Here is a 13,884-nt window from a genome sequence, read left to right on the forward strand (position 1 = left end):
CAAGCCGTACCGTGAAACGGGTGACGACGATTTCCGCGGTCCGCGGCGTGCTCCCGCCGCATCGATACCCGCAGGCGCAGCTGACCGAGGTGTTCGGCCGGCTGTGCCTGGCGGACCAGACCGCGCGGGCCGTGGCGAGCCGGTTCCACACCAGTGCGAAGGTCGCCTCCCGTCACCTGGCGCTGCCCATCGAGCGCTACGCCGAGCTCGACGGGTTCACCGCGGCGAACGACGCGTTCCTGTCGGTCGCGGTGGACCTCGGCTGCGAGGCCGCGCTCGCCGCCCTCGAAGGGGCGGGGCTCACCCCCGCCGATGTGGACCTCGTGGTCTCCACGACCGTGACCGGCATCGCGGCGCCCTCCCTCGACGCGCGCATCGCGTCGCGGATCGGTCTGCGTCCGGACGTGAAGCGGCTGCCGATCTTCGGGCTGGGCTGCGTGGCCGGCGCGGCGGGCATCGCGCGGCTGCACGACTTCCTGCGCGGCTGGCCGACGTCGGTGGCGATGCTGGTGTCGGTCGAGCTGTGCTCCCTCACCCTCCAGCGCGGGGACTCCAGCACCGCCAACATGATCGCCTCCGGCCTCTTCGGCGACGGCGCCGCCGCGGTGGTCGCGGTGGGCGACCGGCACCCGGCCGCGGCGTCGGGGCCGCGGGTCGTGGACTCGGTCAGCCACCTGTACGAGAACTCCGAACGCGCGATGGGCTGGGACATCGGCAGCACGGGCCTGAAGGTGGTGCTGGGCGCGGGGGTCCCGGACCTCGTGCGCACCCACCTCGCGCGGGACGTCGAGCGGCTGCTGTCGCCGCACGGGCTGGAGGTCGGCGACGTCGCCCGCTGGATCTGCCACCCCGGCGGGCCGAAGGTCATCGAGGCGATCCAGTCGGTGCTGGACCTCGACCAGGACGAATTAGCCCTGACGTGGGGTTCCCTGCACCGGATCGGCAACCTGTCGTCGGCCTCGGTGCTGCACGTGTTCGCCGACACGCTCACCGGCCGGCCCGCGTCCGCCGGTGACTGGGGAGTGGTGGTGGCCATGGGGCCCGGGTTCTGCGCCGAACTGGTGCTGCTGCGGTGGTGAGCCAGGTGTGGTACGCCGTGCTGGTCGGGTTGGTCGCGGTGGAGCGGTTGGGCGAACTCGTCGTCGCGAAGCGCAACCTGGCGTGGAGCCTGGCCCGGGGAGGGCGTGAGACGGGGTTCGGGCACTACCCCTTCATGGTGGTGCTGCACACCGGGCTCCTCGCCGGTTGCCTGGTCGAGGTGTGGGTCGCCGACCGGCCCTTCACCGCCCTGCTCGGCTGGCCGATGCTGGCCCTGGTGGTCGCGGCGCAGGCGCTGCGGTGGTGGTGCATCCGCGTGCTCGGCCGCCAGTGGAACACCCGCATCGTGGTCGTCCCCGGGCTCCCGCTCGTCACCGGCGGCCCGTACCGCCTGTTCCGGCACCCCAACTACGTCGCCGTCGTCGTCGAGGGTTTCGCCCTGCCGCTCGTGCACGGCGCCTGGCTGACGGCCGCGGTGTTCACCGCGGTGAACGCCGGGCTGCTGGCGGTGCGGATCCGGGCGGAGGACCGGGCGCTGAGGTCGGTGGATGCCTGAGCGCCTGCACGACGTGGTCGTGGTGGGCGGCGGTCCGGCCGGGCTCGCCGTCGCACTGGGGTGCGCGCGTGCGGGCCTGGACGCGGTGGTGTGCGAGAAGCGCGCCGGGGTGGTCGACAAGGCGTGCGGGGAGGGGCTGATGCCGGGTGCCGTGCGTGCCCTGACCGCGCTCGGGGTCGACCCACCGGGGTACCCCATCGGGGGCATCACCTACCGGCAGGGCGCGCTGTCCGCGCACGCCGCGTTCCGCGGGGGCCCCGGTAGGGGAGTGCGGCGCACCGTGCTCCACGACGCGTTGCGCACCGAGGTGATCCGGCACGGCGTGCCGGTCCTGCCGATCGCGGTCACGGACCTCTCGCAGCACGGCGACCACGTGCGGGCCGGCGGCCTGCGGGCGCGCTACCTGGTCGCGGCCGACGGGCTGCACTCCGCGGTCCGCGACCTCGTCGGTCTCTCCGGGGACGGGACCGCCGGGTCGACGTGCCCGCCGCGCTGGGGGCTGCGCCGCCACTACGCCCTCGCGCCGACCACCGACGCGGTCGAGGTGACGTGGGCGGCGCGGTCCGAGGCGTACGTGACGCCGGTCGGACCGGACGCGATCGGCGTCGCGGTCCTGTCCTCGGTGCGCGGCGGGTTCACCGAGCAGCTCGCCGCCTTCCCCGACCTCGCGGCGCGGATCTCCGGTGCGGAACCGGTCTCGTCGGTCCGGGGCGCGGGCCCGCTCCGGCAGCGCGCCTCCGGCCGGGTCGCGGGGCGCGTCCTGCTCGTCGGGGACGCCGCCGGCTACGTCGACGCCCTCACCGGGGAGGGGCTCGCGCTGTCCCTGAGCACCGCGGCCGAACTCGTCCGCTGCCTGCGCGCGGACCGGCCCGCCGACTACGACCGCGCCTGGAAGCGGACGTCGCGGCGGTCGCGCTGGCTGACCGAGACCCTGCTGTGGGCGCGCGGGCGCCCCGCGCTCGCCCGGCGGATCGTGCCGGCCACCGTCCTGGCCCCGCGGTTGTTCGCCGCCGTCGTCGACCAGCTCGCGCGCTGATGGGCGGGACCGACTGGGACCTGGTGGTCGTCGGAGCCGGACCCGCCGGGTCGACGGCGGCGATCGCCGCGCTGCGCGCCGACCCGTCCGCCCGCGTGCTCCTGCTGGACGCCGCCGACTTCCCCCGGGACAAGGTCTGCGGTGACGGCGTCGCGCCGCACGCCCTGGACGTGCTCGCCGGTCTCGGCGTGCCGGTCGACGAACTCGCGGCGGGCACCCGGCCGGTCACCGCGCTGCGCCTGGTGTCGCCGAGGGGCGCGCGGGCGGGGCGGGACTTCGCCCGGCCGGCCGCCGTCATCCCCCGCGTGCTCCTCGACGCGAGGCTGGTGCGGGCCGCCCGGGACGCGGGCGCGGTGCTCCGGCGGCACCGCGTCCGCACGCTCGTCCAGCAGGACGGGGTGGTCCTCGTCGACGGCGCCGTCCGGGCCCGGACCGTCATCGGCGCGGACGGGGCGGAGTCGGTCGTGCGGCGGAGGTGCGGCGCCGGCGGGGCGCGGGCGGGCACGATCGCGATCGCGCTGCGCGGGTACACCGCTGCCGAGCCGTGGCCGGCCGGCGAACAGCGGCTCGTCATGGCCACCGCGCACTGGCCCGCCTACGCCTGGGTGTTCCCGGTCGGCGACGGCACCGCGAACGTCGGCTACGGCGAACTCGTCCGCGGTACGCCGCCGACCCGCGCGGAGCTGACCGCCCGGCTGCACGACCTGCTCCCCGACCTCCCGCCGGTTCCCCTGCGCGGGCACCGCCTGCCGCTGTCACCCGGGCGACCCCGCGTCGCGCACGGCCGGGTGCTGCTGGCCGGCGACGCCGCGTCGCTGATCAACCCGCTGACCGGCGAGGGCATCTACTACGCGGTCCTCTCCGGCGCGCTGGCGGGCGCGGCCGCCACGACACCGGACCCGGCGGGCTCCTACCGCCGGTCCCTGCGGCACCGGCTCGGCAGGCACCTCCGGCACACCGACGTGCTGGCCCGGCTCACCCGGCGGCCCTGGCTGGTCGACCTCGCCACCGCCGCGGCCCGCGACGACCGGCGCGCCTTCGACCGCCTCGTCGAGATCGGCCTCGGGGCGGGCACGCTCGACGTCCCGCTGGCCGCGGCGGTGATCACCGCCGCGGCGCGGCGCGGGCTCCCGTCGTGACGGGGTACCTCGCCGTGACGGGGTACCCCGATCCGGGCAACGCGGCGCGGTACCCCGCCGTGGCGGGTTGACCCGACCCGGGCATCCCGGTGTCGACCGGCGTCGAACGGGTACGCCACCCCCATGTTCCCCCAACGGCCGGTCGAAGGTCGCGTCGTGCTGGTGACGGGCGGCTCCGCCGGCATCGGGCGCTCGACCGCGGCGCGCCTCGCGGCCTCCGGCGCCACCGTCGTGACGTGCGCCCGTGACGAGGCGCGGCTGCGGGCGGCGGCCCGCGACCTGCCCGGCACCGTCCACCCGGTCGCCTGCGACCTCACCGACCCCCGGCAGCGCCGTGAGCTGGTCGAGCACGTCGTCGAACGCCACGGCCGGCTCGACGCGCTGGTCAACAACGCTGGCCAGGGCCGGGCGGGACTGCTCACCGACCTGGACGCGGACGCCGTCCACGAGGTGGTGGCGCTGAACGTGATCGCGGTCGCCGACCTGACCCGGTTGGCCCTGCCGCACCTCGCGCGGCGGCGCGGCGACGTGGTGATGGTCGCCTCCGTCGCCGGGTGGGTGCCGATCCCGCCCCTGTCGCTGTACTCGGCCACCAAGGCGGCGGTCGACGGGCTCGTCCACGCCCTGCGGCGGGAGTCGCCGCCCGGCGTGCGCGTCCACAGCGTCAACCCCGGTCCGGTGCGCACGGAGTGGCTCCTCCGCGCGGCCGGCCTCCGACCGGACGACGACGAGGGGCGGCGGGGGCGCACGTTCGGCACCCGGCCCGAGCACGTCGCCGACGAGGTGCACCGGTGCCTCACCGGGTACGGGCACCGCACCGTCACCGTGCCGCGCTGGCTCGGGCCCGCGCGGTTGGCCGGCGTGCCGCCGCTGAGCAACGTCCTCGACCTCGTCCTGCCGGCGGTCGCGCCGCTGATCGCGCGGTGGGCGCTCCGCTACCAGGACACGCTGGTCGGGCGAGCCCGAGGCGCGGGGCAAGGCGACGGCGGTGACCCCGGACCAGACCTCGATCCCGGCCCCGATCCCGCCCTCGACCCGACCGGCCGCACGACGCGGCCGTCCTCGTAGTTCCCACCACCCGCTCGGCCGCCGCCGCCGCGGTGCCGTGGACCGGCCGGTCCGCTCCTGCTCCACGTCGTCCGTCCTCTTCGGACGGATGGTTGGGTGAACCCCGCTGGTTGTACGCGGTCACAGCCGGAATCCGGTCGACCGAGGCGCTCGCCGGGGCAGGCGGCGGCGGACTTCTGCCCGGGAGCCGCCGCCGACGGCGTTGCCGCACACCGAGGCGGTGGTGCGGGAGGTGCTGCGGCTGTGGCCGCCGACGTGGCTGATGGGCCGCGCCGCGGTCCGGCCGACCACGCCGGGGGAGTGGGAGCCGGGGCCGGAGGGCCAGGTGATGTTCAGCCCCTACCTCCCGCACCGCGACCCGCGGTGGTGGCCGGCCGCGGACGTGCTCGATCCGGACCGCCGGCTGGACCCCAGGAGGGCGCCGCACAAGCACTCGTACGTGCCCTTCGGCGCGGGGCCGCGGGTGTGCGTGGGGACGCGGCCCGGCGCCGGTCTTCGGCGCGCACTCCCCGCCGGTGACCCGGTCCCGCCCGCCCCGGCACTCGCGACGGGTAACCGTTAAATCACCCTCCCGGGTCATTGTCCGCGCATCACCCAGGTGCTTGTGGTGTTCTATTCCCGCCCCTTCCGGTCATCAACCGCTCACCCTCCGCTGCGGCGGCGCACGTGGCGACGAACATCACTGGATGGCGCACCACACAGTCCTGAGAAGTCCCGGTGAACCGTTCGCGACCGCCCGGGGTGCATCCCGCACCGCCCTCCTGGCTGGTCAGGACTCGCACCGAAGCCGGTGTGACCAGCGGATTGCGGGAATGTTCGCGACTTGGAAAAGAGGCAACAAAACAACCCTGTCAAGCGGTCGAGTGGCTGGATTTTCATGTGATGCTGATCACTCGAAGCAATTTATATTGCCTCGTTGTAAGCGGCTGATCGGCTAGGTATGTTCTCGCTGCCGTCCATTTCGGGCGGCGGGGGCTGGTCCCTGTCCGAATGCCGGTCCCGCTGATCCGAATGGCCGCTACCCGTACTGCCGGTACGGGTCTGCCGCCCTGTCCAGATCGAGGAATTGCCGTGGGTAAAGTCGCCGTGCTCACCAACGACCTCCAGTCCGACATCGTGGACAAGACGCCGCAGCGCGCCGCCGGGATCGCCGAGGCCAAGGCGGACTTCGTCGCGTTCCTCGACGGCATGAGGAGCCGGGGGCACCGCGTGTTCCACCTCCAGCTGATCAACCTGCCGGAGGACCCCAACGCGGAGTGGGACGCCAACGGCCACCTGCCGGTGCAGCTGGGCACCCCGGGCGCGGCGATCCTGGCCGACTTCCTCGACCCGGCCGACGACGTCGTGGTCAAGCACAAGGACAGCGGCTTCTACGAGACCGAGCTGCACGACCGGCTCCAGGCGGCGGGCGTGGACACTGTGCTGGTCACCGGCCTCCAGACGCAGATCTGCGTGCAGACCACCGCGGCGGACGCCTTCTTCCGCGGCTACAACGTGTGGGTCCCCTCCGACTGCGTGGTCTCCGGCGACCCGGAGGCCAAGGAGCGGTCGCTGGCGTGGCTGGACGGCTACTGCGCCACCATCGCCGAGTCCTCCGACATCCTGCGCATCCTCGACGAGTCCGGTGAGCTGCCGCGCAAGAAGGTCAGCATCTACCCGTAGCCCGGCCCCCCGAAGAGCCCGGCCCCCGGCCGGCACGCAGACCAGGACAGACCGAGGACAAGGGGACCACTCCCATGACGCTGGCCACCTCCGCCGAGGTCGTGCTCGACCACGGAACCGGCGCCAAGCTCAGCCAGGAACTCATCGGCGAGATCGTCGACCTGCTCGGCGAGGCGTACCTCGGCGAGATGGAGGACAGCGCCACCCTGCCGCTGCCCGGCGGGCGCATCGCCATGACGACGGACTCCTTCGTCGTCGACCCGCCGTTCTTCGGCAACGGCGACATCGGCAAGATCGCCGTCTGCGGCACGGTGAACGACCTGGCCGTGGTCGGCGCCCGCCCGCTCTACCTCACCCTCGGCATGATCATCGAGGCCGGGCTGCCGATGGAGCGGCTGCGCCAGGTCGTCACCTCGGTGCGGGACACCGCGCTGGAGGCCGGTGTCCACGTGGTGTGCGGCGACACCAAGGTGGTCGGGCGCGGCGAGGCCGACAAGATCTTCCTCAACACCGCGGGCGTCGGGGTGTTCGAGCGCGAGCCGCTGCGGATGCGGCACGTGCGGCCCGGTGACCGGGTCGTCCTGTCCGGGCCGATCGGCAACCACACCGTGCACCTGCTGTCCATCCGCGAGGGCTTGGGCTTCGAGACCCGCGTGCTCAGCGACTGCGCGCCCCTCAACGGCATGGTCGACGAGCTGCTGGCCGCCGTGCCCGCGGGCGCGGTGCGCTCCATGCGGGACGTGACCCGGGGCGGGCTGGCCGCGGTCCTGCACGAGTACGCGGCGGCGGTCGGCCGCCCGGTGCGCTTCGACCAGGCGGCGCTGCCGGTGCAGTTCGAGACCAGGATGGCGACCGACATGCTGGGGATCGACCCGATCCACACGGCCAACGAGGGCTGCCTGGCGCTGTTCGTCGACCCGGCGGCCGAGGCCGACGTGCTGGCCGCGCTGCGCGCCCACCGCTACGGCGGTCACGCGGTGACGATCGGCGAGGTCGGGACCGACGAGGGGGCGGGCGTCTTCTCCCGCGCCGAGGACGGCACCGCGGCCCGCGTGGACGAGCTGCTCGGCGCCGAGCTGCCGCGCCTGTGCTGACCGGGACCGCCGCCCGCCGGCGGGTGCGGGTCGCGGGCGTGGTGCAGGGCGTGGGCTACCGGCCGTTCGTCTACAAGCTGGCCGTCGACCTCGGCGTCACCGGCTGGGTGCTCAACGACCCGCAGGGCGTGCTGATCGAGGTGCAGGGCCCGGACCACGCGCTCGACGCCTTCACCGACGGCCTCACCGCGCTCGCCCCGCCCCAGGCCAGGGTCGAGCGGGTCGCGGTGACCCGCGACGTCGTCCCCGTCCCCGACGAGGACGCCTTCGCCATCCGGGCCAGCGGGCTGGGCGGGGACAGGTCCGCCATCGTCCCGGCGGACTCCTACGTCTGCGCGGACTGCCTGGCCGAGCTGCGCGACCCGGCGGACCGCCGCCACGGCTACCCGTTCATCAACTGCACCAACTGCGGGCCGCGCTACTCGATCGTGCGCGCGCTGCCCTACGACCGGGCGCAGACCACGATGGCCGCGTTCACCATGTGCGACCCGTGCCGGGCCGAGTACGAGGACCCGCTGGACCGCCGCTACCACGCCCAGCCCAACGCCTGCGCCGACTGCGGGCCGCGCCTCACCGCGACCGCCGCCGACGGGTCGGCGGTGGACGGACCGGCCGCGCTCGACGCCGCCGCGGCGGCGCTGGCGCGCGGCGAGGTGGTGGCGATCAAGAGCGTCGGCGGGTTCCACCTCGCCGTCGACGCCCGCAACGGGGCCGCCGTCGCCCGCCTGCGGTCCCGCAAGCGCCGCGACGCCAAGCCGTTCGCCATCATGGTCCGCGACCTCGCCACCGCGGCCGAGGTCACCGCGCCCACCCCGGGCGAGGTCCAGCTCATCGACTCGCCCGCGCGCCCCGTCGTGCTGGCGCGCAAGCGGCCGGGCGCGCTGCCGGGGACCATCGCCCCGCGCAACCCCAACCTGGGCGTGATGCTGCCGTCCGCGCCGCACCACCACCTGCTCGTCGACCGGCCCGGCCTCGACGTGCTGGTGATGACCAGCGGCAACATCTCCGGCTTCCCCATCGAGTACCGCAACGCCGACGCCCTCGCCCGGCTGTTCGCCGTGGCGGACCTGGTCCTGCACCACGACCGCGACATCGAGGTCCGCGTGGACGACTCGGTGGTCCGCTGGTCCAGCCACCCGGAGCTGGACGAGCCGGTCGTGAGCTTCCTGCGCCGCTCGCGCGGCTACGCCCCCTACCCGGTGGACACCGGCGTGCCGCTGACCCCGGTCGTGGCCTACGGGGCCGAGCTGAAGACGACCGTCGCGCTGTCGCACGGCACCCGCGTCTACCTCAGCCAGCACATCGGCGACCTCAAGAACGACGAGACCTTCGAGTCCCACCGGCGCACCGCCCGCCACCTCGCCGACCTGCACGAGCTGGCGCCCCGGGTGGCGGCGACCGACCTGCACCCGCAGTTCCGCGCGACCCGCTTCGCCGTCGGCGAGCAGCCGGTGGACGAGGTGCACCGGGTGCAGCACCACCACGCGCACATGGCCTCCTGCATGGCGGAGAACCGCGTGGCGGGCCCGGCCATCGGCGTGGTCTTCGACGGCGCGGGCTACGGCCCCGACGAGACCACCTGGGGCGGCGAGTTCCTGGTGGGCGGCTACGCGGACGCGGTGCGCGTGGCCCGGCTGCGCAGGCTGCCGCTGCTCGGCGGCGACCAGGCCGTGCGCGAGCCGATCCGCACCGGCTACGCCCTGGCCCTCGACGTGTTCGGCGAGCCGGGCGCGGCCGTGGCCGCCTTCCCCGCGCTCGCCGAGCTGGACGAGCAGCGCAGGCACGTCTTCGCCACCATGGCCCGGCGGGGCGTCAACGCCCCGCCGGCCTCCAGCATGGGCAGGCTGTTCGACGCCGTGGCGGCGCTGCTGGGCGTGTGCTCGCTGGCCGAGTACGAGGCGCAGGGCCCCATCGAGCTGGAGGGCCTGCTCGACCGCGACCACACCCTGGCGGCCCCGGACCCGAGGTACCGCTTCGACCGGACCCCGGTGGACGACCTGGTGGAGCTCGACCCCGCCCCGGTGGTGCGGGCGCTGGCGGACGACCTCGCGGCGGGCGTCGGCACCCCGGAGCTGAGCAGGCGCTTCCACAGCGCCGTGGTGCGGGTGGTGGCCGAGGAGTGCGCGCTGATCGCGGCCGCCCCGCGCGCCCCGCGCGACGTCGTGCTCTCCGGCGGCGTGTTCCTCAACGAGTTCCTCCTGCTCAACTGCCTGGTCGAGGTGCGGCGGGCCGGGCTGGCGGCGCACTGCCAGCGGCAGGTGCCCACCAACGACGGCGGCATCGCGCTGGGACAGGTCCTCGTCGCCCACGCCCGGAGCACGCAGGCCGGGGGCGCGCAGGCCGGGGGCGCGCAGGACCGGAGCGCCGAAGACCGGAGCACGCAGGACCGGAGCGCTACAGGCGGGACGGCACCATGACCCGTGAGCACATCCTCGTGGTCCACCGCTGGCGCGACCACCACGCCCGGTACGCGGACTACCTCGACCACGCGGCCCACCGCGTGTCGTACGTGACGACGGCGCTGGGCGCGGAGTCGGTGCCCCCGACCGCGGCCGACGTCGTGGTCGTGGCCGCCACCGACGACCTGGCCCAGCTGCGCGCCGCCGTCGACCGGCTGGGCAGGCCGGACCGGGTCGTCGCGCTCAACGAGGGCGACCTCGACGCCGCCGCCGCGCTGCGCGACGAGCTCGGCTGCCCCGGTCAGGGCCCGGACGCGCTGGCGCCGTTCCGGGACAAGCTCACGATGGTCACCGCCGTGGCCGCCGCCGGGGTGCCGGTCCCGCCCACCGCCGCCGCGCCGGACACCGCCGCCGTGCTCGCCTTCGCCGACGACGAGGGCTGGCCCGTGGTGGTCAAACCGCGCCGGGGCACCGCGAGCCGGGGCGTGCGGGTGCTGCGCGGGCCCGCCGACCTGGCCGGCGCAGACCTCACCGCCGACCTGGCCGCCGAGCCGCACCTGGTGCAGGCGCACGTCCCGCACGAGGTGCTGCACGTCGACGGGCTGTGGACGGGCGAGGCGCTGGGGCCGTGGCGGGTCTCGCGCTACGTCAACACCTGCCGCGAGTTCACCGAGGGCGTCGCGCTCGGCTCGGTCGAGTCCGACGACGACGCGGTGCGCGCCGCGGCCGGGAGCCTCGCCGCGCGGGTCGGGGCCGCCCTCGGCGACGGGCCGTGGGTGTTCCACCTGGAGGCGTTCGCCGAGCGCACCCCCGAGGGGGTGCTGCTGACCTTCCTGGAGGCGGGCGCCCGGGTGGGCGGCGCGGAGATCCCGTTCCTGTGGCGGGAGGTGCACGGCGTCGACCTCATGGCGGCGGCCGTCGACATCCAGCTGGGGCGCGCCCCGGTGTGCGCGGACCCCGGGCTGGGCGGGATCGGCGGCTGGCTGCTGGTCCCCGTCCCGGTGCCCGCGCCCTGCGTGGTCGTCGAGTCGGGCCTGGACCTCGCCGACGGCCCGTACGCCGCCGTCGTCCCGGCCGAGGGCAGCGTCATCCCGAGGGTCGGCGGCTACGAGCACGTCGGGGCCCGCTTCCGGTTCAGCGGCCCGACCAGCGCCGAGGTGGAGGCCGCCGTGGGCCGTACCCTCGCCGCCCTGCGCCTGCGGTGCGCGCCGGTGCCGGAGCCGGTGCCGGAGCCGGGGTGGCAGCACGTAGTGGAACAGGTCCTGGAACGCGTTCCGGGCCAGGAGGAGGGGATGGCCGGATGAGCGTCGGGCGCCGCAGGATCGCCGTGGTGGGCAGCAGGCTGCGCGAGTACCGCGAGTACGCCTTGGCGGCCATCGCGGCCCGCTACGACGTGGCGCTGGTGACCGGGCAGCCGGTGACCTGGGAGGCCCCGTACCTGGTGGACTCGCGCACCGCCGACACCACCGACCCGGAGGCGCTGGCGCCCGCCGTCGCCGAACTGGGCGTCGAGGGCGTCTACACCTGGGACGAGGTGTCCCTGGCCGCCACCGCCGAGGTCGCGCACCGGCTCGGGCTGCCGCACCTGTCGCCGTCGGCCGCCGCGGCCTGCCGCGACAAGTACCGGGCCAGGACCGCGCTGCGGGACGCCGGCCTGCCCGCGGTCCGCCACCGCCTGGCGCACGGCGTGGAGGAGGCCCGCGCCGCCGCGGCCGAGATCGGCTACCCGGTCGTGCTCAAGCCGCGTTCCCTGGCGGGCAGCCTGGGCGTCGTGGTCGCCGAGGACGCCGACGGCCTCGACGCCGCGTACGCCACCGCGGCCGGCACCGGGTTCGCGGGCCTGCGCGTCGAACCCGGGGTGCTGGTCGAGGAGTTCCTGGCGGGCCCGGAGATCAGCGTCGACTGCTGCGTGGTCGACGGCGTCGTCCACCCGGTGTTCGTCGCGCGCAAGCGCCTGGGGTTCCCGCCCTACTTCGAGGAGGTCGGCCACCTGGTCGGCCCGTGGCGGGACGAGCCCTGGGCGGCGGCCGTCACCGAGCAGGTGCGGGCCGCGCACGCCGCGCTCGGCGTCACCCTCGGCGTCACCCACACCGAGCTGCGCCTGACCGCGGCCGGGCCGCGCGTGGTGGAGCTGAACGGTCGGCTCGGCGGCGACCTGATCCCGCACGTCGGCAGGCTCGCCACCGGGATCGACCTGGCCCTGGCGGCCGCCGACCTGGCCATGGGCGCGACGCCGGACCTCACCCCCCGCGTCACCGGGTGGGCGGAGGTGCGGTTCCTGTACCCGCTGCGCGACGGCGTGGTGGAGTCGGTGGACCTCGCCGCCGCCCAGGCCGTCCCCGGCATCGCCGAGGCCGTCGCCCTCGCCGCGCCCGGCACGGCCCTGGCCCTGCCGCCGAAGTCCCTCACCCCGCGCACGGCCGCCCTGATCGCGGTGGCCGACACCGCGCGGAACTGCTCGGTGGCGCTGGACCTGGCCGAGGACGCCGTGCGCGTGGTGCAGTCGGGCGGCCCGTCCGCCGCGCTGGGCGCGCGGGCCGAGAACGCGGTGACCCGCCGGTTCCTGGCCGCCGAGCGGGGCCGGGAGCGGATGGTGGTCTCCGGCGTGCGCGGGGTCGAGTGGTTCCGCTACGGCGCGGGCGGCGGGGAGGCGCTGAACCGGCCGGTGTTCCTGTCCACCACCGAGCGGCAGCGGGTGGAGGACGACCTCAACGGCGTGTTCGACCTGTTGGCGGCGCTGCCCGAGCGGTTGTTCGGCGGCGACCGCCGCGCGTTCGCCACCGCCGTCGGCATGTCCCGCACCCAGACCGACCTGGTGCTGCGCGGCGCCGACCGCCCGCCCGCGCCGATGTCGCGCGCCGACATGTACCGCGAGCCCGACGGGTTCCGCCTGATGGAGCTGAACACCGGCAGCGCGCTCGGCGGGTGGCAGATGACCGAGTTCACCGACGCCATGCGCCACGACCTGCCCTTCCGGCGGTTCATGGCGGAGGAGGACCTGGTCGCCGCCCGCCCGCTGGAGGCCATCGCCGACCTGCTGCGCGCCGAGTGCGCCGACCGGGACATGCCGTCGCGGCCCCTGCTGGCGATCACCGAGTGGCCCGACGGGTTCGACAAGAGCAAGCCGTGGCTGGACTTCACCGTCCCGGTGTGGATGCGCCTGGGCTTCGACCCGGTGGTGTGCCACCTGGGGCAGTTGGAGTACCGCGACGGCGTCCCGTACGTCCACGGGCGCAAGGTCGACATCGTCTACCGCATCTTCCTGCCCGGCGAGATCACCGACGACCAGCGCGGGCACGACCTCGTCGCGCCGCTGCTCGCCGCCCACGAGGCCGGGCACACGTTCATGTTCGCCGGGCTCGACTGCGAGCTGTACGGCAACAAGGGCAGCCTCGCCATGCTCAGCGACGAGCGCAACGCGGGCGCGTTCGACGAGGCCGAGCGGGCGCTGGTGGACCGCGTGCTGCCGTGGACGCGGTTCGTGCGCGACGAGAAGGTCCACGTGGACGGCGACACCGTCGACCTGCTGCCCTACGCGCTGGCCAACCAGGAGCACCTGGTGCTGAAGCCGACCCTGCTCTACGGCGGCGTCGGCGTCGTCACCGGGTGGACCACCCCCGCCGACGAGTGGCACCGCGTCGTCACCGGGGCGGTCGACGGCCCCTTCGTGGTGCAGCGCCGCGTCTACCCGCTGACCGAGCGGTTCGTGGCCGACGACGGGCCCGGCCTGCGCGACATGGTGGTGGCCTACGGGGTGCTCATGGTCGGCTCCCGCTACGCCGGGATGCTCGTGCGCGGCATCCCGGACGTGCACACCGGCATCGTCAGCATGTCCAACGGCGCCCAGATCGGCTGCGCCTTCCACGTCGACGACCCGGACGGCGGCGCGTGA

General features: G+C 75.3%; 11 protein-coding genes. All 11 read left to right on the forward strand.

Features of this window, described 5'->3' with window-relative positions:
- Positions 1–11 precede the first annotated feature (11 nt).
- Complete coding sequence (locus tag ACFP3R_RS00365) at positions 12–1,079, forward strand: type III polyketide synthase (RefSeq protein ID WP_380631577.1); 1,068 nt, start codon at positions 12–14, stop codon at positions 1,077–1,079.
- Complete coding sequence (locus ACFP3R_RS00370) at positions 1,076–1,594, forward strand: isoprenylcysteine carboxyl methyltransferase family protein (protein WP_380631579.1); 519 nt, start codon at positions 1,076–1,078, stop codon at positions 1,592–1,594. The genes ACFP3R_RS00365 and ACFP3R_RS00370 overlap by 4 nt, the downstream gene beginning before the upstream one ends.
- The gene (locus ACFP3R_RS00375) at positions 1,587–2,630 is read left to right on the forward strand and encodes an NAD(P)/FAD-dependent oxidoreductase (RefSeq protein ID WP_380631581.1); all 1,044 of its coding nucleotides are present in this window, start codon (positions 1,587–1,589) and stop codon (positions 2,628–2,630) included. Before ACFP3R_RS00370 ends, ACFP3R_RS00375 begins: the two co-directional genes overlap by 8 nt.
- Positions 2,630–3,769, forward strand: coding sequence for a geranylgeranyl reductase family protein (locus tag ACFP3R_RS00380; protein ID WP_380631583.1), 1,140 nt, complete (start codon positions 2,630–2,632; stop codon positions 3,767–3,769). The genes ACFP3R_RS00375 and ACFP3R_RS00380 overlap by 1 nt, the downstream gene beginning before the upstream one ends.
- A gap of 123 nt (positions 3,770–3,892) precedes the next feature.
- Complete coding sequence (locus tag ACFP3R_RS00385; RefSeq protein WP_380631585.1) at positions 3,893–4,837, forward strand: SDR family oxidoreductase; 945 nt, start codon at positions 3,893–3,895, stop codon at positions 4,835–4,837.
- Positions 4,838–5,039: 202 nt separating this feature from the next.
- Positions 5,040–5,399 carry a cytochrome P450 gene (locus tag ACFP3R_RS00390; RefSeq protein WP_380631587.1) on the forward strand — a complete coding sequence of 120 codons (360 nt, stop codon included), beginning with the start codon at positions 5,040–5,042 and terminating at the stop codon, positions 5,397–5,399.
- 509 nt (positions 5,400–5,908) lie between these two features.
- Complete coding sequence (locus ACFP3R_RS00395) at positions 5,909–6,499, forward strand: cysteine hydrolase family protein (protein ID WP_380631589.1); 591 nt, start codon at positions 5,909–5,911, stop codon at positions 6,497–6,499.
- Positions 6,500–6,573: 74 nt separating this feature from the next.
- On the forward strand, positions 6,574–7,593 hold the full coding sequence (gene hypE, locus ACFP3R_RS00400; RefSeq protein WP_380631591.1) for a hydrogenase expression/formation protein HypE: 1,020 nt from the start codon (positions 6,574–6,576) through the stop codon (positions 7,591–7,593).
- Positions 7,587–10,010 (forward strand): carbamoyltransferase HypF, encoded by a 2,424-nt coding sequence (gene hypF, locus ACFP3R_RS00405; protein WP_380631593.1) that lies wholly within the window; start codon positions 7,587–7,589, stop codon positions 10,008–10,010. The genes hypE and hypF overlap by 7 nt, the downstream gene beginning before the upstream one ends.
- A complete protein-coding gene (locus ACFP3R_RS00410; protein WP_380631595.1) occupies positions 10,007–11,296 on the forward strand; it encodes an ATP-grasp domain-containing protein in 1,290 nt (429 codons plus the stop codon). Before hypF ends, ACFP3R_RS00410 begins: the two co-directional genes overlap by 4 nt.
- A complete protein-coding gene (locus ACFP3R_RS00415) occupies positions 11,293–13,884 on the forward strand; it encodes an ATP-grasp domain-containing protein (protein WP_380631597.1) in 2,592 nt (863 codons plus the stop codon). The genes ACFP3R_RS00410 and ACFP3R_RS00415 overlap by 4 nt, the downstream gene beginning before the upstream one ends.

This window comes from Saccharothrix lopnurensis (genome assembly GCF_042658445.1).
GTDB classification, from domain to species: domain Bacteria; phylum Actinomycetota; class Actinomycetes; order Mycobacteriales; family Pseudonocardiaceae; genus Actinosynnema; species Actinosynnema lopnurensis.

What these genes read in the sequence shown, in the direction of transcription:
- ACFP3R_RS00380 (WP_380631583.1), top strand. Translation starts at nt 2,630, where the DNA reads ATGGGCGGGACCGACTGGGACCTGGTGGTCGTCGGAGCCGGACCCGCC.
- hypE (WP_380631591.1), top strand. Translation starts at nt 6,574, where the DNA reads ATGACGCTGGCCACCTCCGCCGAGGTCGTGCTCGACCACGGAACCGGC.
- ACFP3R_RS00410 (WP_380631595.1), top strand. Translation starts at nt 10,007, where the DNA reads ATGACCCGTGAGCACATCCTCGTGGTCCACCGCTGGCGCGACCACCAC.
- ACFP3R_RS00415 (WP_380631597.1), top strand. Translation starts at nt 11,293, where the DNA reads ATGAGCGTCGGGCGCCGCAGGATCGCCGTGGTGGGCAGCAGGCTGCGC.
- ACFP3R_RS00375 (WP_380631581.1), top strand. Translation starts at nt 1,587, where the DNA reads ATGCCTGAGCGCCTGCACGACGTGGTCGTGGTGGGCGGCGGTCCGGCC.
- ACFP3R_RS00385 (WP_380631585.1), top strand. Translation starts at nt 3,893, where the DNA reads ATGTTCCCCCAACGGCCGGTCGAAGGTCGCGTCGTGCTGGTGACGGGC.